Origin of the sequence: Paenibacillus apiarius (genome assembly GCF_017052585.1) — a bacterium.
In the GTDB taxonomy this organism is placed as follows: domain Bacteria; phylum Bacillota; class Bacilli; order Paenibacillales; family Paenibacillaceae; genus Paenibacillus_B; species Paenibacillus_B apiarius.
Map to the genome: position 1 here is coordinate 2,301,386 of NZ_JAFFHZ010000001.1, position 19,581 is coordinate 2,320,966.

13 protein-coding genes are annotated in these 19,581 nt (G+C 54.3%); 3 read left to right on the forward strand and 10 right to left on the reverse strand.

Annotated features, from left to right (window positions below):
- Positions 1-13: 13 nt before the first annotated feature.
- Positions 14-6,214 carry a phosphodiester glycosidase family protein gene (locus JSQ80_RS10505; protein WP_206095279.1) on the reverse strand — a complete coding sequence of 2,067 codons (6,201 nt, stop codon included), beginning with the start codon at positions 6,212-6,214 and terminating at the stop codon, positions 14-16.
- Positions 6,215-6,495: 281 nt separating this feature from the next.
- Between JSQ80_RS10505 and JSQ80_RS10510 the strand changes: the two genes are divergently transcribed.
- Positions 6,496-8,724 carry a YhgE/Pip domain-containing protein gene (locus JSQ80_RS10510; RefSeq protein WP_206095280.1) on the forward strand — a complete coding sequence of 743 codons (2,229 nt, stop codon included), beginning with the start codon at positions 6,496-6,498 and terminating at the stop codon, positions 8,722-8,724.
- Positions 8,725-8,984: 260 nt separating this feature from the next.
- Positions 8,985-10,265 (forward strand): MFS transporter, encoded by a 1,281-nt coding sequence (locus tag JSQ80_RS10515; protein WP_206095281.1) that lies wholly within the window; start codon positions 8,985-8,987, stop codon positions 10,263-10,265.
- Positions 10,266-10,344: 79 nt separating this feature from the next.
- Here the strand turns inward: JSQ80_RS10515 and JSQ80_RS10520 are convergent, their stop codons facing one another.
- From JSQ80_RS10520 to JSQ80_RS10535, 4 genes are all read right to left on the reverse strand, one after another.
- Positions 10,345-10,920 carry a TetR/AcrR family transcriptional regulator gene (locus JSQ80_RS10520; RefSeq protein WP_206095282.1) on the reverse strand — a complete coding sequence of 192 codons (576 nt, stop codon included), beginning with the start codon at positions 10,918-10,920 and terminating at the stop codon, positions 10,345-10,347.
- Entirely contained in the window at positions 10,898-11,635 is a 738-nt protein-coding gene (locus tag JSQ80_RS10525; RefSeq protein ID WP_206095283.1) for an MBL fold metallo-hydrolase, read from the reverse strand. The genes JSQ80_RS10520 and JSQ80_RS10525 overlap by 23 nt, the downstream gene beginning before the upstream one ends.
- A gap of 323 nt (positions 11,636-11,958) precedes the next feature.
- A complete protein-coding gene (locus JSQ80_RS10530) occupies positions 11,959-12,129 on the reverse strand; it encodes a CxxH/CxxC protein (protein ID WP_087434817.1) in 171 nt (56 codons plus the stop codon).
- A gap of 206 nt (positions 12,130-12,335) precedes the next feature.
- The gene (locus tag JSQ80_RS10535; protein ID WP_206095284.1) at positions 12,336-13,580 is read right to left on the reverse strand and encodes a S1C family serine protease; all 1,245 of its coding nucleotides are present in this window, start codon (positions 13,578-13,580) and stop codon (positions 12,336-12,338) included.
- Between the two features lie 267 nt (positions 13,581-13,847).
- Here JSQ80_RS10535 and JSQ80_RS10540 point away from each other — a divergent pair, with 267 nt between their 5' ends.
- The gene (locus JSQ80_RS10540) at positions 13,848-14,072 is read left to right on the forward strand and encodes a hypothetical protein (RefSeq protein WP_087434819.1); all 225 of its coding nucleotides are present in this window, start codon (positions 13,848-13,850) and stop codon (positions 14,070-14,072) included.
- Here the strand turns inward: JSQ80_RS10540 and JSQ80_RS10545 are convergent.
- From JSQ80_RS10545 to yycF, 5 genes are read right to left on the reverse strand one after another with little or no spacing between them, the layout of a single operon-like run.
- Positions 14,026-14,847 (reverse strand): MBL fold metallo-hydrolase, encoded by an 822-nt coding sequence (locus tag JSQ80_RS10545; RefSeq protein ID WP_087434820.1) that lies wholly within the window; start codon positions 14,845-14,847, stop codon positions 14,026-14,028. The genes JSQ80_RS10540 and JSQ80_RS10545 overlap by 47 nt on opposite strands.
- Positions 14,844-15,590, reverse strand: a complete 747-nt coding sequence (gene yycI, locus JSQ80_RS10550) for a two-component system regulatory protein YycI (protein ID WP_206095285.1) — start codon at positions 15,588-15,590, stop codon at positions 14,844-14,846. Before yycI ends, JSQ80_RS10545 begins: the two co-directional genes overlap by 4 nt.
- 53 nt (positions 15,591-15,643) lie before the next feature.
- Positions 15,644-16,948 (reverse strand): YycH family regulatory protein, encoded by a 1,305-nt coding sequence (locus JSQ80_RS10555; protein WP_206095286.1) that lies wholly within the window; start codon positions 16,946-16,948, stop codon positions 15,644-15,646.
- The gene (gene walK / locus JSQ80_RS10560; protein WP_206095287.1) at positions 16,945-18,798 is read right to left on the reverse strand and encodes a cell wall metabolism sensor histidine kinase WalK; all 1,854 of its coding nucleotides are present in this window, start codon (positions 18,796-18,798) and stop codon (positions 16,945-16,947) included. Before walK ends, JSQ80_RS10555 begins: the two co-directional genes overlap by 4 nt.
- Positions 18,795-19,535: a response regulator YycF gene (yycF, locus tag JSQ80_RS10565; RefSeq protein WP_206095288.1), complete on the reverse strand. Its 741-nt coding sequence runs from the start codon at positions 19,533-19,535 to the stop codon at positions 18,795-18,797. Before yycF ends, walK begins: the two co-directional genes overlap by 4 nt.
- Positions 19,536-19,581 lie beyond the last annotated feature (46 nt).

Sequence of the window (19,581 nt, forward strand, 5' to 3'; positions counted from 1 at the left end):
TGACCGCTTTTCTTCACTCATACACGCGGTTGAGCACCCGGTTCAAGAAGACGGCCACTTCCGCCCGCGTAGCACGGCTATCTGGATGCAGCTTGCTGCCGCTGCCTTGAAGGAGACCTTCCTGCAGCAGACCGGCTAGACTACCCTTCGCATAGTCAGATACCTGCGCCGAATCCGTGTATGCCGCTAGCGCATCCGAATCGCCGTCAACCTGCAGCATGCCTGTTATCTCTAAGGCACGGGCTGCCATCGTGAACATGTCCTGACGCGCTACGCTATCCCGCGGTCCGAATGCATTATCGCCCTTGCCCTGCACGAAACCAAGCTCCTTCGCCATGCCAACCGCTTCGGCATAGTACGCGTCTGCATTGACATCAGCGAAGCCAGAGTCCGCGCCTGACCCGGCGGTACCGCCGCCAGAAGTTTGAAGGCCGAGCGCCCGTACCATCATGACCGTAAAGTCCGCTCGCGTTATGTCCAGCTGCGGCGCGAAGCGATTCTCGCCCACACCGTCAATTATGCCTTTTGCCGCCAATGCTTCAATGGACACCTTCGCCCAATCCAGCTTGGCTGTATCCGCGAATTCCTTGTTATTGAAGCCGACCGCATACGTCCCGAGTTGCATTGCTTCGAAACGCACTGTACCTGTTGCCGCATCATATCTGGCGCTAGGCACCGCAATCGCATGACCGCCAACATCGACCAGCCAGATCATAAGGTTGTGCGGCTGCGCCAGTTCCTGCGCCGTTGGCTTATACGGCAGAGCGATCATCATCGGCGCTTCCGCCCGCATGCCGCTCAACGGCTTGCCATCGGCCTTCAGCTCTACCCTTACCGCAGGTCGCTCGCCTAACTTCGCGCTCAGCGCTGCGGGCCATGAACCGCGATCGGACTGTCCAATGACGATACTTATCGTTTTCGCATCCTTCGCCGCATCCTTCGATACCATATTGGATGGCACCGTCACGATGGCCTGCGGCGTCACCATCACATACTGCTGCTGCAATCCAGAGCCTGTCAATGCCGCTGCCGGCATGGATACATCCACGCCAGTCGCTTCCTTATCCGCCGCGACCTCGATGCGAACCTTCTTCACGCCGCGCTTATCCGGCTGTGCATCCTTCAACGCCTGATCCAACGCCTCAGCCGTGATGACAGCCGTCGCCACGGCATTGCCTTGCTCCCGCTTCGCCTGAACGGCAATCTTGCCGTTCTCCACCTTCACAGAAGGCTCCGCCGGCTTCGCAGGCTCGCTTGGCTTATAGCTGCCCGCATCCGACGAAGAAGACGAAGAGGAAGAGCCCGGCCGCTCTGGCTCCGGCGGTCTGCTTGCCGACTCCACCGTCAAGTTGAAGTCAGCGTACTTGCCGGCATCTGCCTTGCTCAAGGCGCGGATGACGGCCGTTCCCGGCTTCACCGCTGCAATGAGCCCGCTATCCGACACCGTTGCCGCGCCAGCAGGCGCTGCGCCATACACGGCCCAGATGACGGACTTATCCTGAACCTTCTCTGGCAGCACGGCAGCGTGCAACTGCAGCGTCTCGCCCACCTTCAGCTTGCCTTCGGTCCGGTCCAGACGGACTTCGCCCACCTTTACGTCCGGCAGATGGTCAACCGTAATCAAGCTGTCCGCATAGACCGCTTCCACCACGCTCGTTGCACGGACGACCGCTGTCCCCATCTCATGGGCGGTGACGACTCCATCCCGAGTCACCTTCACCATGCCGTCCGCCGAAGCGCTGTATACGGACCACGTTACCGTCTTATCGGCGGCATTGTCCGGCAGCACGGCGGCGTTCAGTTTCACGCTTTCGCCGACTGCCAAATTCATTTCCGGCTGGTCGATAACAACCTCAGCCGGAGGCACCGCTGGATCTCCCTTGCGAAGCGTGAACTCATCAACCAACCGATCGCCTATCGTCTTTACCGTGAACTTGAGTTCACCGCCAACAATCTCGATCGCGCCGTAGATTTGCGTCTGCTCGCCGTCCACCTTGAGCTGCCACTCACGCGGCGTCACGGGATAGAACTTTGGACCGGACGAACCGCCGACGACATACGTCGTGCCGTCTCCTTCGGCGACCGCCTTCCCGCCGCGCAGCGGATAAGTACGGACGTACACGTGATCGTGTCCGTTCAACGCCAGATCAACATTGAATTCGTCGAACGCGGATGTCCACGCGTTGCGGATATGCTCCGAATTGTATTGGCTGCCGTATGGCCCCCGGTGGAACGTGACAATTTTCCACGTTTTGCCGGTGGCGGCCAAATCACGCCGCAGCCACTCTTTTTGTTCATCGAGATCGTACTCGCTATTCAGCACTGCAATATGCGCATTATGATATTCAAACGAATAATTGCTGCCTTTCAAGCTCTCCAACCCGTTCTGCGGGTTGTTGAAATGGGCGAGGAAATCGTCATTCTTCCTCGTGCCCGTCACCTCATGGTTACCGACTACCGATACGAGAGTCGTACGCAAGAAGATATCCTGGGCCGCCTTGAACCACATGCTCCATTCCTTCTCCTTGAAGCCATCCTCGACCATATCCCCTGCCTGCAAGATGAAATCGAAATTTGGATGATCCAACACAGCCTTATGGGCGATATCGCTCCACAGCTTGAATCCGTCTTCGTTGGAAGCTTGCGAATCGCCAAAAAATAAAAATTCCGTCCGCTCACCGTTCGCTTCCGCCGTCTTGAACGCCCCTTGCTTACTGACCTTTCCATTCCCGTCACCGACTCGATATACATATTCCGTGCCTGGTTCGAGCCCGTCGGCAACTGCCTTGTGAACCCGCACGGTGCCGATATCCCACGTATGATACAGGCTGCTCGTTCCGCTCACCTTTTGAACGTTAGGCGCATCGAACCCGGTGAATCCATCCCGCTTCGCCATTTCGACGACCGTCGCCTCCACGTTGGCATGGGTGTGCCATGTGAAGCCGCGGGATGTCGCCGGATCCGCCATCGCAACGCTAATATTATACGGCTCATCGCTGCCTGCCAGCGGCGACACCTTGAATTTCACTACCGGACTGTATTGGTTGCCCAACACCGCCTGCAGCTCATATTCTTGCACCTTGCTCGTTAACTCCTTCGTGGCAAGCTTCCCTTCCTCATCGGTGACGCCGATGTCTGTGCCATCCGCTGTCATGATGCGGGCGCCTGCCACCGGCAGCCCCTGCTCGTCCACGACTCCGAATACGGTCTCCTGCCCTTCGGCCACGCCGTCCGGATTCCAATTCAAGCGCAGGTGATATTGAATGGCCGCCACAAGCGGCAATCCGAAGAAGCCGAAGTCGGTCTCCCCTTTATCCATGAAGGCGATGGAGCCTGAAGTGAAGTTAACCTTCAATTCGCCATCTGCATTCGTCTTTACCCGATACTTGATTTGCGCCAGCACATCGTCGTCCGTCAGCTTAAGCGAGTTCAAGCCGATGAACTTCAGCCGCACGGCTCCCTTATCGGCTTCTACCTCCGGCTGTACGTTCGCATCGGTCAGCTTGGGGCCAGCCGCCACTTCCAGATTCCCCACCTTCAACGGATCGAACGTAAACGCGATGTCCGCACGCTTAATGTTCGACGCCTTGACGCTCTTCACATCCACCGTGTACACCTTGCCCGCATATACATTATCCGGTCCGTCATACGTCAGCTTGGAGGAACCGGTATCAACAATGAACATCCATTCCTTCTCCGACTGATTGCCAGACAGATCGCGTATCTTCACCTTGACCGTATGAACGCCGTCCGCCAATGGCACACTCGGCGTATAATGAATCTTGCCTTTCGGCGGATAGAAGCCGTGCTGTACAAGGACGCCGTCCAGATACATGCGGGTTTTATCCGGATCGATGAGCGTTGTGGCCGGATGAGTGACCGGATCATACCCATAGTCCTCTCCATACACATGAATTTCCGGTGTCGCCGTCTTAATCGTGCTGCCATCCGCCGGAGAGAAATCCTTCAGAATCGGCGGGTCCATATCGTCAGTGGCCGGACCGTACAACGCCCGAATCTGATCGATGTAGATCTCGCCATCCGTTTTGTTGTCATTTTTCGTCTCCATATAACGGATCGGCATCGTCATGCGGAGCGGCAGCGGTTTGCCCTTCGGAACATCGGCCTCCAAGTACTTCCAGCCTTCGAAGTCGAGACCTTCTTTCTCATCCGTGAAATTCAAATCTACAGCTCCGTTATTGGCATCGCGCAGTTGTCCGCGCAGCCAGTGCTTCTTGCCGTCACCGTATACCCAGACGCTAATCTTCTCCGGATAACCAGGAATCTCAATCTGGGAGGCCGGGTCTTTTGCTTCCAGATAGGCGCCGGAAATGCCGACCGTATCGGTGAAATCATACTTCAGCTTGGCCGCTTTGCTGCCGAAGCGGACGAAGTCTTCTCCGGTCTCCTCGCTGACTAGAACGCTCTTGTAACGAGCGCCGCTAACCTCCTTGTAACGTCCCACTCCGTCCTCGAAGTCTTCCAATATAACAGGGGGCTGGCCGACAGTGACCTCCATCGAAGCCTCAATCCCCCCGTAGCTGACAATAATTTTGCCGCTCTTCTCCGACTCATTGGCCGCCACAAAGACACCTTGCTCGTCGATGCTGCCGATGGGCCCTTCCACTCGCCACGCAAATTGGCGGTTATCCGCCACGATTTCCTGTCCGTCCCGCACCGCCGTCACTTGCATTGCCGCCTTCTCGCCAGGCGCATATGACTTGACCGTGTCCGGAAAGCGAAGCTCCGTCAGTTCTTTGACAACCTCGACTCTCCCTTTTCCGGTCAAACCGTTTGCGGTAACGGTCACATCAGCCTCGCCGGCGGTCTGGCCAGCCGTAAATGTGCCGTTCGCATCGAACGCGCCCAGCGCCGGATCGGCACTCCATTGCGGTGTTCCCGTAATAGCCGCCGGATGCCCGTTCGCATCGACGCCCGCCGACTTGAGCGAATAAGAGGAGCCGACAAGCACCCGCTCCATATTTGGCTGCACGACCAGCTTGGACGCGGCCCCCTCCGGCGCTTTGTTCACGAGCAGAATGCCGTTCGCCGTCTTCCGCTCTCCGCCATCGGACGGACGGTTCAGAAGCTTCCGCACCGGTTCGCCCGGAAGCTTCACCACGAAGGTGGAAGATCCGCCTCCATCGAGGCAGAGCGCATTGACGACGCCGATGTCCTTCATGACCTTTGCCAAGTCGTCATACGAGACGCCTTCGCTAAACCCCGGCGCCCGCCCGTCAATCTCGATCATGACGATCGAGCCGTCTGCCTTCGTGCCGATCGCCACACGCGGATAGAGCGCCTTGTCATCCTGCGGCTGCAGATCGCCGTCCTTCAGCAGCTGCGCCACGCCGCCGATCGCCATCTTGACATCCTTCCACGCCTCTTCCAGCTCGAATTGGGCCGTCACCTCATCGCCGACCTTTAGTCCTTGCAGCGCATTACGATAAGTGCCGGATGCGGACAACACAACTTTCCCTGGGGACAATGGCGTATTTCCTTTATCCTTGCGGATGTCGGCCACCTTCAACTTCAAGGCGCTGCCGCTCTTCACTTCGCCGGACACAATATCCAGCACGACCTCGTCACCCAGATTATTCGTCATCGTCGACGTATGAAAAGAAGACGTGTACAGATTCAGTTTGCTGCTATTTTCCCGCATACGATTAATCTCGGAAATTTCAATGTCTTTCCCGCCGATATGGAGCGTTCGCTTGAGTGCGGGACTTAATCCGTAAATCGTCGTGCCGTCATTTTTCAGTCCAAACGCATACCAATCGGTAGGCGCAGGCGGACTGACCAATATTTCGCCGCCGCCCATGAACAGCCCGAGCGGCACGCCAGTCGTCATATCGTAGAAGTCACCGTTTATAGCTGCGATGACCCGATTGCCCTCCTTGTCGGCATCGTCCGCCATTTTCGTAACGCCCTGCATGCCGTATACTTTTCCGTCAGTCATGCCTGGCTGCATATCCAAGGCCTGATTTTTCGGGTCGAATTCCAAAACATGAACCTTCTCCAATCCCTGCGGCAGGCTCATGTTGTACCAGGTGTAGTCCGCCCCGGGACCAATCTCCATGCTTCGCTTATCCAGCACTTGTCCGAACACGGGCTGCGGCCAATCTGCCGCAACAGCCTGTCCAGCCGGAACCAACAGCGACCATATCATGCACAAAGATAAAATAAAGGCCGGCCTTTGACGTTTCCATTTCATCCGCAATCGATTCCTCCTAAAATTAAATTTCAGAGAGCTCTCTTAAGATGCTATGTGTATGCAGTAAGCCGTGCCGATATGCTATCGGGATGACCTGCTCCATACTCACAACAGCCAACTCTGCCTCTTCAACGTAGCATATCGCCGCCATGAACAGCCCGCTTGCGGCCATTCTTATCAAAATCTTATCAATCGCCCTGCCAACCAATAATCTCCCTTATCGAATGGTCAAATTGAATCTTAGACATAATGAAGTCAAAAGAGATTCATTGGGGGCCATCATGAAGCACATTTTCTTCATCTATGCAACGGACTTGAAACGCATTACGCGCAACTGGGCCGCATCCATCATCATTGTCGGCTTAATCGGGCTGCCTTCCTTATATGCTTGGTTCAATATTCTCGCTTCGTGGGATCCATACGGCAATACGAAAGGCATCGCCATCGCAGTCGCCAACAATGACAAAGGAACGACCATTCTCGATAAACCGATCCATATCGGAAAAGAAATCGTAGCATCGCTCAAAGGAAATACGCAGATCGGATGGACCTTCGTAGACGAGCAAAAAGCATTGTCCGGGGTAAAGCGCGGGACCTACTATGCAAGCATCATCATCCCGGACAATTTCTCTGCCCGCATCGGGACCGTGCTCTCGAACGAGCCCGTCAAAGCCGAAATCGTCTATTACGTGAACGAAAAGATTAATGCCATTTCCCCGAAAATTACGTCGAAAGGCGCTTCGAGCATCATCGAACAGGTGAGCTCCAACTTCGTCAAGACGGCGAACCGGGCCATCTTCGAAATTTTCAATGAAATCGGGGTCGAGTTGAAAAATGAATTACCGACGATTGAAAAGGTGAAGAACCTGGTCTTCAAGCTGGAAAAAGGCTTTCCCGAGTTCGTCCGCATCGCCAATACCGCCTTGGACGACGTAAGCAAAGCGAATGCAATCGTTCAGGAAGCGCAGAAGAACCTGCCCCTGATCGCACAAATCGCCACCGAAGGAGAGCAATTCGCGCAGCGCATTGGCGAGCTTCTCCAGTACAGCCAGGAAGGAATCGAGGCCATTTCCCCATTCATCAAGCAGGACCTCGCTTCCGTACAGCAAACATCGCTCGCGGTGGAGCAGCTAACCGCTATCGTGCAGGATGTGAACGAGAAGCCGTCCGTCGTTCTGAACGCGCTGGATCAAGCAGCGCGGCGGCTAGATGCCGCACTGAACATCGTACATGGCACGACAGAGTGGCTGGGGCGCCTGAATCGATTTACTTCCGGCAATCGATTCGGCTCCGAAATCGGGAATCTTCAGCGGATTGCCGATAAGTTCGGGCAGCAATTGTCCACTATCAACGAAATGAAGGCCGCCATCAATGCAGGCAGAACCATATCCGGAGAGCTCGCCGACCGGTTGAACGGGTTAGCCCGCGATACGACCGCCATTGCCGGTGACTTGCTCGGGCGGTATGACGACGGCATCAAGCCGAAAATCATGCAGGGCGTCGACAAGGCGCGCACCACGGTAGCCAATACGCAAACGGTGCTGCATGATGCGGTAAAGCGGATTCCCGACGTCAACAAAATTTTGAACGACGCAGCCAAGGCGCTTACGTTTGGCAACAAAGAAATCATCGCCTTGCAGCGCGAGCTTCCTGCCGCGCAATCGAAAATCAAACAAATCGCCGATAAAATCCGCACGCTGGAAGCCCAGGGCGATATCAATGAGATTATCGACTTGCTGCGGAACAACTTCGAGAAGGAAAGTGAATTTTTTGCCCAACCCGTTCTATTGAAGGAGCACAAGCTCTATCCGATCCCGAATTACGGATCTGCGATGTCGCCGTTTTTCACCACCCTGTCTTTATGGGTCGGCGCCTTGCTGCTCGTATCGCTGCTTACGGTTGAGGCTCACAGGGAAGCAGAGGATGTGAACGGAAACGCCAATCAAGCGAAGACGAGTCCCGAGAGCGGATCCTACTCACGGAAGCAGAAGTTCGCCTCCCCGATGAAAGACCATCACGTCTACTTCGGCAGATACTTGACGTTCGTCACCATCGCGTTGCTGCAGTCGCTTCTCGTCACGACAGGCGATATTTACGTTCTAGGCGCGTACGTGCTTAATAAACTGTGGTTCATTGTCTTCGGCCTTATTTTGAGCGCCGTATTCATGTTAATCGTGTACACGCTCGTATCCGTATTCGGCAATGTCGGCAAAGCGCTCGGCATCGTCCTGCTTGTGCTGCAGTTGGCCGGCTCCGGGGGAACGTTCCCGATTCAAGTGACGCCGCCATTCTTTCAAGCAATCTATCCTTATCTTCCTTTCACGTACGGCATTAGCATGATGCGCGAGGCCGTGGGCGGGATACTCTGGGATGTCATTGAGCGTGACTTGCTCATGATGTGCATATATGTGGGGCTTACGCTCGTCATCGGCTTGGCGTTGAAGACACCGATTAACAGATCCAGCGCAAATTTCGTCAAGAAGGCAAAAGAAAGCAAACTCATTCATTAAGCGGCATCGGGCTGCGGCTCAGGCAATCACTATCCTTCGACGCGGGTATACAGATTCCTTCCGGCGTTAACCACGCAGAGTGCATCGCCGCCTATAGTCGCTGCCTATGCGGCAGCTCTGCTTCCGTTCCGTGCGGCATCGCATTATTGCATAATCCTCTTCCTTGGAAAGGGTTCCCTTGTTACAATGGAGAAGGCTATCGACTTAAGAGACTGTTCCCGCAGTCTCTTTTGATCACGCGCTCTAATGGAGGAACGATCATGCGTTTTTATCAGCAAGCGGCAATGGACTTCAAGACATGGAATCGCAACATACGATTGTTTTTTCTGGCTAATGGGTTATTTCAAATCGGCAGCGGCATGTTCATGGTGCTGTATAACTTGTATATTCAATCGCTCGGTTACGGCGACGAGATGAACGGGACAATTATTAGTCTGCAGTCATTGGCTACAGCACTGATGTTTGTCCCGATTGGCTTTCTCGGCGACCGGACAAGCCGCAAATGGATTCTGATCGCCGGAGCGCTGTTCACCGGCCTTGGCTTTGTGGGGCGTTCCTATGTGGTGACAGAGTGGGGCTTGCACTCTCTGGCTATATTCTCCGGGCTGTTCGCCGCGTTCTTTCAAGTAATAGCCGTGCCGTTCCTTGCGGAAAATACGCGCAAGGAGCAGCGGCTGCAGCTGTTCAGCTATCACTTCGCGCTGGGGCTTGCGTGGCAAGTGCTGGGCAGCATGGGGGGCGGATATATGGCGGACCTGCTGCAGGCCGCCGGCTGGAGCAAGGTAGCGAGTCTGCAGACCGTCTTGATGGTTGGCGGCCTCGCAAGCTTGGCCGCCTTTATTCCGCTCCTGTTCGTGCTGGATCGGAAGAAGGCGCCGGAGACTGTCGCGTCATCGACTGCGTCAGAGCTTCATCCCGATTCATCGAATTCCAAGATCGAGTGGAGAGACATCCGCCGGCTTACCTTCTGTCAGCTCCTTGTCGGCCTCGGCTCAGGATTGGTCGTGCCTTATTTGAACCTTTACTTTACGAACCGGTTCGCTGTGTCGCTGACGGCAGTCGGCATTCTCATTTCCCTCGGACAAGTGATGACCATCATTTCGATGCTCATCGGCCCGACATTGGTCAAGCGAGTAGGCCAAGTGAAGGCGATCGTCATCTTTCAATTGCTGTCGCTGCCCTTTCTGCTCTTGACCGGATTTACGAACCTGATCTTCATCGCCAGCATCAGCTTCTTGTTTCGGCAGGCGCTTATGAATGCGGCCAATCCCATTCAATCGGCGGTCATGGTGGATAGGATTTCAGATACCCGGCGGGGAATCGCCAATTCGCTCACGCAGACGGCCTTTATGCTTGGCTGGGCCAGCATGGGATCGGTGCAATCGCATTTGGTCACCACGTACGGGTACTATTGGGGCTACGCATTAACGTTCAGCATGACGGGTCTTCTATATGTAACGTCAGCCATCTGCTACTACGTCATGTTCAAGGAAAAGAAGGCTGACATGCCGCTCGGCATGAACAAGGAATTGGCCAAGTAAGAGGCAAGCCGCCGACATATGCAAAAGCGAACCCCTTCACAGGCGTTCGCTTTTTGTATAAATAGACCGATTCGTATGTTCAATCGGCGGACCGCGCTTGCCGTTCCACACCGGACAAATATGTCCGAAGCATGCGCGCCAGACTCTCGTCGGTATCAAGCTTCAGACCGAATCCTCCCCTTAGCTCCAATGACGCGAACCCGTGCAGCATGCTGCGCAGTCCCCTTACAATATGCAGCGCGTCGCCGCGTTCGAGTTGATATTCATCCAGCACGTCAAGCAGCAGCTGCACGATCCGGCGGGATGCGGCAATCAGTTCCTCATCCACCTGATCAGGGGCGGGCTGCGTTGCTTCATACAACCCGGGATGCTCCCGCACAAATGCCACATAGGCGATGCCGATGGAGAAGAGCGCCTTCTCCCCCGCTTTGCCGACAGATGCCCTCGTCATTGCATCACACAGCAGCTGCAGTCCATGCAACGCCAATTCCCTCCGCAATCCCTGCATGCCGTCAATATGATTATAAAGCGATGGCGACTTGATACCCAGTCGTTGCGCCAAGGAGGACAACGTTACTTGTTCCAATCCCATATCATCGGCCAGTTCAATCGCTGCCTGCAAAATGGCCGCTTTATCGAGTGATCTTCTGGACATAATCTACCTTCCCCCATTCTTGTTCAGCTTCCCGAATGGCCCGATCCAGCGCCGACTGCGGATCGGCAATCATTGCGCCGTGACCGACCGCCAGCAGCGACGGCGACAATGCGCGCAGCTTGCGCACGCTCTCAAGCGCGGCGGCCTTGTTCCAGGTCGCGAAGGCCGGGAACGGAAACAATGGCTTGGGCTTGCCGGATACGGCGATGCCGCCGCGGGTCTGGAGCGCGTCGCCGGCCAGGAGCGCACCGCTTCGCTTATCCAGGAAAGCCATCATGCCCGGGGTATGCCCTGGCGCGGATATCGCCGTTAACGAACCGACGCGATCTCCATCCCGCAGGAGCACATCCGGCTGCGTGCGCACCGCTTTCGGAACGCCTCCCCGGATTGGGGTCTGGGGCTCGCCCGGTTCAAGCGCTCGATCGCCGCGCAGCAACTTGGCGTCCCGCTCCGAGATCAGGACTTGAGCCTGCGGCAGCGCCTCCTTCAACGCATCGAGCGCGCCGACATGGTCGTCATGCGCATGGGTAAGCACAATGCGCGCAATCGGCTTGTTAAGCCGCTTTGCTGCCTTTAATATTCCTTTTACGCTGAAGGGAAGCGCCGCATCAACCAAGGTCAAATCATGCTCCTCCTCCACCAAGTAGCAATTCACCGGAAATAGATATGGCAAAAATGTCAATTGAATAATGAAACCGTGCTTACGCATCCGCATAAGGACCAACCTCCAATAAACTAATTATATTAGTATAATAACTAATACCGTTAGTTTATACAAGCATTATTTTGCCCCTTTTTCATTTGCTTCAATATCCACATGTGGACAACTTTTGTTTTGTGACGTTTTATTCTCTTTTCCCCATTATCCACACCCGGTGTGACAGTTACTCACAGTCTAAGCTGTGCTCTACTCTCCATACGGAACAAAAAACAAGGGCCTGCGACCCTCACGGTCTCTCGCCCTTGTTCCGTTCTTGTTCCTATTCAGCCTGACGCAAACCATGTATCTATTCGTTCTGCCTTACGCCTCTTGGCACGTTACACGATAAGGAATTTCGCTTCATGCTCGCAATCCATGCAGCATTTAATCGGTCTTTCCCAGTCGCTGAATTCTACTTCATCCAGATCGACAACGTCCGGAGCGTCCTCGAATTCATCTACGAATTTGTCGATAGCCAATTCCACATGCTCTTTGCATACTACGTACATGTCGTTCCCTCTTTCTTGCCAGTCCTGCTGTCCTCTAACACCATGCAGCACGCCATTGCCATTCGGAACAGCGTCCCTGTCCATCATATCATAGTTCTGTGTGTTCCCGTAAGACATTATGCATATCTGTCGTGTTCAAAAAACGCCTCTGTTCGGCACCGAGAAGCACAAGCCTCTATCTATGATTCACTCTTAGTGTAACCCGCTCACTCTGGCTTATCCGACAGTTCCACTGCCGTTGTCATCAGCTTGCCGTCCCGGTAGAACTTTACATCCAAGTTCTCCCCGATCTGCTTCTTCTCATATAAATACTTGCGCAAATCGAGCGTCGTGCCGATAGGCTCGTTATCGAACCGGACAATTACATCATTCAGCTGCAATCCAGCCTTCTTCGCCGGTCCGGTCGCTTCCAAAACAATAACGCCCGCCTTTACCTCTGACGGCAGTTCCAAATCATCCCGTTGTTCCTGAGTGATAGGAGCATACGGGTTATTCAAATCCACCGTGTATACGCCCAAGTAAGGGCGCACGACCTTGCCGTTCTGCGTAATCTGGTCAACGACCCACATGACTTCATTCGTCGGAATCGCGAAGCCCAGTCCTTCCACGCCAGTCGTTGCGATCTTCATCGTGTTGATGCCTATCACTTGACCGTCCAGATTGACCAAGGCGCCGCCACTGTTGCCCTCGTTAATGGCCGCATCAGTCTGAATGACCATCTGCTCCCAATCATATATCCCGTCTTGATTGAGCGACACTGGTATGACGCGGTTCGTATAGCTGATAATACCTGCCGTAAGCGAATCCCCGAATCCAAGCGGATTGCCTATCGCAATCACCGTCTCGCCGCGCCGCAGCTTCTTGGAATCCCCGATCTCCGCCACCGCCGTCACACCAGCATCGTCCATGCGAATGACGGCAATATCCATGACGCGATCTTTGCCGACCAGCTCCGCGTTCTTGCGCTGTCCATTGGCCAAGACAACCTCGAGCTTATCGGCGCCTTGCACGACATGCTCATTCGTCAGCACATACGCCTTCCCGTCTTCCTGATTGAAAATAACCCCAGACCCCAAGTTCGTTTCCTTCACGGCTTCACTGTCATCGGCAATTCCCTTCTGCTGATTGACGATACTGACGACGGCAGGGCTCACCTTCTCCGCAGCCTGCACGATCCGCTCATACGGATCGTACGGGCTTACGCCGCCCGCTACCGCAACCGGCTGCTGCGAAGCCGTCCCGGCACCAACTAGCCAACTGTATAGAAAGACCGCTAACAACGCACTAATTACCGAACTGACGACCGCAACTTGTACGGTTGACCATTTGCGACCTGATTGCCGTCTGAACTTTTTTCGTCTCCATCCCGGCGTTTCCGTTTGCCCGTGCCATTTTCTCTTGATCCGACGCGATACCTTCGGCGAGAAAAAATCATCATCAAAAAAGCTCATCCGACCCAACTCCCCTCAACACGGGCTTTTCGCCATGTCCGGCTGCTTCGCCGCAACCTAACCGCCGTAACACCGATTTACATGAATGCTATGCGTTCAAATGGTCAACACTATATATTAAATGCTTGCTATGAGCCTATAATGTAAAATGAAATGTCATAGATTTGAAACCTTGTACATATTCTATCATACAAAAGAGAAGTTGAGAGAAAAGAATCGGGATTGTAACCACTATCATTCTATTCACCCTGAAAGGAGTACATGCCTATGAAATCATCATCCTCTGCTTGGTCGGACGTGGATCTGATCGGGAAGCTTGCCGATATGAAGGAAGACCAGTACCGCTTGACGCTGGCTCTTTCCACATTAATGGAACTGCTTGTGGAGAAAGGCCTGCTTACGCATGAAGACATCGCCCTCAAAGCCGAACAGCTCGAGCTGTGGCTTACAGACGAACCGGAGACTTCGCATGAACCGTGTCCCACGGCGTAGGCTTGTCGTAATACGTATCTCGCAATTGAAATTCGCTTTCTTTGAAAAAATGTCCGTTATCCTCCATCACATTTTGCACCGTCATGCGGGCGAGGTCCATCATGTTATGATCACGGCTCAAATGCGCCAAATAAGCACGGCGCGTATTGCCTGTCACAACCTCGCCTAGTGCCTCGCCTGCAGCTTCGTTCGACAAGTGGCCCATATCGCCTAATATACGCCGTTTAATGTTCCAAGGATATCGTCCCATCCGCAGCATTTCGACATCGTGATTCGACTCCATGACAAGCACGTCCGAATCGATGATCGCATCTCTAACCTTATCGCTCATATAACCGAGGTCCGTCGTGACGCTCAGCTTCGTCTCCCCTTCATAGAAGCTGTAGCCGACCGGTTCGGCCGCATCGTGGGAAATCCCGTATGATTCCACGCGCAAATCCCCAAAATCTCGGGCTTCGCCCGTCTGCATCACGATCCGTTTCTCTTCTGCAATCGTACCGACATGCTTCGTCAGCGCCTCCCACGTATTTTCATTGGCGTAAATGGGCACATCATATTTGCGGGCAAATGCGCCCAGCCCCTTGATATGGTCCGAATGCTCGTGCGTTACAAGAATGCCGTCTATCTGCTTGCCGGAAAGGCCCTGTTCCTCCAGCAGCTGCTCCGTACGTTTACAGCTTAAGCCGACATCAATCAGTAGCGTCGCCTCATCATTTTGAATCACTGTCGCATTGCCCGTCGATCCGCTCGACAATACGGTAAATCGTAAACTCATTTGTCTATCTCCTTCTTTCCGGCTTGCGAAGTATCGACCGCTGCATTGATGGCATTAACGTAATACACCTCGTCGTTATCCAGCGTAATACGCCAGGATGGGGCGGCCACCTGAGTCTCCGCCTCAAAAAGCTGCCCGTGGTATCCAAGCTGAACGTTCCTGACCACCGAACCGGGCAACAAATATTTCTCGATGACGATCCCCAATGCCTGGGAAGCCGGCAATATTTTTTGCTCTTTGTTCGTCTTGGATTCGACAAGCTCGACATATTGCTGCTGATACGCCGTTATCTTCTGACTGCGGTGCATAAGCTTCAGCGTCACCTCGAAGATCGGGAGCCCGTTCGGCAGGCGCTGATGGAATAGGAACGGTCCTGTGCCGCCCACCGTCTCGTCATAGCGGTACATATCGATGTTCGGAATCTCGCCTTGCAATGATCGTATCAAGTCCTTCTCGGAAAAAATGATGACACTGTCCTTCGGCGTTTTCAGCGGCACCTCCATTTTTCCGCGATTGACGAAACGATACGTAATTTCCCGCAGTGACGGAGTTTCCGCTGGAATCTTCGCCGTCACCTGAATTTTCTTCATGTCCATAATGATCCGCGTCTCTTCGGACAGAGATGTCCAGTCGAGATCGGAATGCATCCGGTCGCGCATATCCTGCCAGAGCTGGTAACCTAGCACGATATTGAGCAGCAGAAACGCATAGATTAATACATTTTTGGCCCGGCTCCAATCCATACGGAACCTCCCCCCTCTCGCTCGATAGACGGTGCCGATGTGACGGCATGCGCTTATTGCAGCAGCGTCTCCGTGCCGTCGCTGTACTTCACCTGCCATGCGGGGACAAGCCGGATGACATCCTTCTCTAGTGACGGAACGTATACCGGGTCAAGCCCGGCAATCTTTTTAGGCTTATCCAGCGCGTTCAGTTTCTTCATCAGCTCGTCTCCGCTTGGCAGACGGCGCACTTCCTTCTCCTCGGAATGGTTCTTGAGCTGAACGAGCGAGCGCTCGAAGCTCGTCACGGTTCCCTGCTGCATCGTCACCTGCATGTAGCCGAAGCGGAACGTGCCCGGGCTTATAATCGGATACGATCCCCAATACTGCTGGAAGCGCAGCACCGTGCCCGGACTGTCCGCGCTGCCGAACATGCCGGCCTGCTGCTTGCCTGGAGACATGCTGAATCGGAACCGGCCGTTCCAGCCGCCGTGCTGATTGACGAACCGGACAGCGCCCGTTACGTCGGCCGCAATATCTTGACGGCCTTCCGTCGGCACGGCAGGATCGGAATAGATCATCCACTGCTGCCCCCGCTTGACCTCTAGTCCGCGCTTTGCGTCGGTGTATATTTCAGAGCTGCCCGTTTCAATATTCTTCGTAACCGTCGGATCGAAGAATAGGCTGCGCTGCATCTGCTCAACCGTAATGCGATCGTAAGGCAGCGCCACTTCCATCAGTTCAAGCGGCTGCTCGGGAACGTAATAGATGCCGTTAACCAGCTTGTACGGCGTCCATGAGCGCCCGAATTCAACCTGCTGCTTGATATCCTGCACCGTCAAGTCAGCGCGGGTCGATTCGTATACCGTATCTCCCTTTTCGTTGAAGAAAAATACCCGTACCTCATTGCCGTCTTTTGCGGCATACAGCCAGATGAGATGGATGTTCTGCGACAAGAACGCCGAGTCTTCGGCTATCGGAAATACTTTCTGCAATATTTTCGCCGGAACGGGCGTCGGAAAGCGAAGCTCTACGCCCTCATTCTCCTCCCGAATGCGGCTCCATTCGAGCGACGAGATCGAACGGCTTTGAAATCCGTCATACGAACGCCCCTGCAGCCGTTTCATTATAATGTTGTAAAACGTCATCCCCGGATACAGCACCGTATGCTTGTTTTCCCCAAGATGAAGTACCATTTGATCCGGGAATACGAGATTCTCGACTTTTTCCTCTGGCCCGAGCGGTTCGGTCTTAATATAATCGCTTGACGTCTTCTCGACCGCATCAAAGTTCGGCATATCATACGTAAGGAAGAAGCTCTGCACAAGACTGAGCAGCACGAGAACGGTGAGCAGCACCGTTTTTACCCGCTCCTTCATTCGCTTGCTTCACTCCTTTCGAATGTCATCGGCAAACTAAATGTCACTTGCGTGCCGACATTCCACTCTGATTCGATCTGAATGTCGCCCCCGTGCGCTCTTACAATTTCCCGGGCAATGGACAGCCCGAGGCCTGTCCCGCCCATATTGCGAGATCGGGCTTTATCGACGCGGTAGAATCGCTCAAATATTCGTTCCAAATCCTTTTTCGGAATGCCCATTCCGGTATCCTGCACCGTCAAGTTCACCATCCGCCTCGACTCAGACAGCGAGGCGGACAACGTCACCTCGCCGCCATCCGGCGTATACTTCACGGCGTTGGATACAAGGTTGTCCAGCAGTTGGTCGATCTGATCGCGATCGATGACGACGTTGCCGATGTCACCGTCCGCCTCTACCCGGGCCACAATACCGCGCTTGCGGAATTGGAAGGAGAAGCGGTCCACGACATCCTCCAGCATCTCCACGATATCTGTCGGTTGCTTGCGCAGCGTCGCCTGCTTGGAATCAAGCCGCGACAGATGCAGCAGATCGGTTACGAGCCGAATCATGCGCTCCGACTCATTGCGGATAACGCCGACGAAGCGGCCAGCCAGCTGCGGCTCCTCTAACGCCCCGTCATCGAGCGCTTCCACATAGCTCTTAATCGTCGTAAGCGGCGTGCGCAGCTCATGCGACACATTCGCGACGAACTCGCGCCGCGACTGCTCCAGCTTCTCCTGCTCGGTCACATCCTGCAATACGACGATAGAGCCCGTCATTCCTTCTCCGCGGCGGTGAACCGGTGTGAACGAAACGCGCAGCACCGTGTCGCTGTCCTCTTGCGTGTGAGTCTCTCCTTCCACCGGAGAGATTAGAATCCAATTGAGCTGCCCGCTGACAAGCTGCTCTACCTGTGACATTGGCACACGCAGCAAATCCGCAATATTAATCCCTTCCGCGCCTTCCGTTTCTACATTCAGCATCTTGCAGGCCCGGCGGTTCACAAGAATAACCTTGCCGTTCTCATCGGTGGACACGACCCCATCGCTCATATTGGTCAAGATGGAAGCCAGCTTCTCCTTCTCCTCTTCGTTCGCGTTCAGCGCTTCCTGCAGGCGTCGGGTCATATAATTAAACGCTTCGCTCAATTGGCCGATTTCATCCGTTCCCAATACAGGCACTTGTCCGGCGAAGTTCCCATCCGCCACCTTCGTGGCCTGCTTCGTGATTTCTTTAATCGGCTGAGTAATCGTATGCGCCAGTATGATACCGAGCACCGCCGTCAGCCCGAGCGCAATCGCCATTCCGGACACGAAAATACGGTTGATGCCCTCCATCGTCTCGTACAAATCCTTCATTGACGCTACGATATAGAGGGCCCCGACGATTTTGTCGTTCGAATAAATCGGCTTTGCCAGCACCTGTTTCCGCACATTATCCTCGTCGATGATCACTTCCTGATTGATGCGGTTCCCTTGCAAAGCCCGGTTGACGACCGTCTCCGTATTTTTGCGTCCAACGTACTCCGTATCCGCCTGCACGGATGTCGTTAAGACTCTCCCTGTCGAATCCAGCACTTGAATCTCGTAGCCTTTCATATTGACGAAGGTGTACACATATTTGTTCAAGTACTCCAAGGTCTGCTCGTTGTCCAGGGTTTCGTCGCTCTCGAGCGTCGGGCCCACATATTTAGCGAGAAGCTCCGATGTCGCCAGCAAGTCATCCGCAAAGTTATTGGTCAGCGAGTGCTTCATCGTGCTGACGAAATACACCCCGATAAGCTGCATCGCAATCAAAATGAGCAGGACGTAGATGATGATGAGCTTTGCCTGTATCGTTCGAAAGAAACGGCCGATGCCCCATTTCATCTAGAAGCCTCCGTGCGAGGGTTGCGCATCATGTAGCCGAGACCGCGCCGCGTAATTATATACTCCGGCTTGCTCGGATCATCCTCGATCTTCTCGCGCAGACGGCGAATCGTCACATCGACCGTCCGCACATCGCCGAAATATTCATAGCCCCATACGGCTTGCAGCAGATGCTCCCGCGTCATCACCTTGCCGGAGTTGCGCACCAAATAATAGAGAAGCTCATATTCACGGTGTGTTAAATCGAGCATCTCCCCATTTTTATAGACGACATACATATCCGTATCGATAAGCAGCTCGTGCAAACGCAAGCCCTGCTTCTCCCCCGCCTCAGCGCCAGCTGCTGCCGCGTCCCCGCCTTGGGCTGCCGCTTTGTTCTGACGCCGCAAATGCGCTTTGACCCGCGCCAGCAGTTCTCTCGTGCCGAACGGCTTCGTCACGTAATCATCCGCGCCCATCTCGAGGCCAAGCACCTTATCGAGCTCCGTATCCTTCGCCGTCAGCATAATAATGGGCATATGAAGGTGCTGGCGCACTTCCCGGCACACATCCATCCCGTCCTTGACGGGCAGCATCAAATCGAGCAGAATGAGGTCTGGCTTCTCCGATAAAGCCAGTTCGACGGCTGTCCCTCCATCGAAGGCACAGACGACCTCGTAGCCCTCTTTTTCCAAGTTGAATTTCAAAATATCCGCAATCGGTTGTTCATCATCCACGACGAGAATTTTGCCGTACATGGAATCTGCACCTCTCTCCAATTTCAATATCACTTAGTTCGATCCC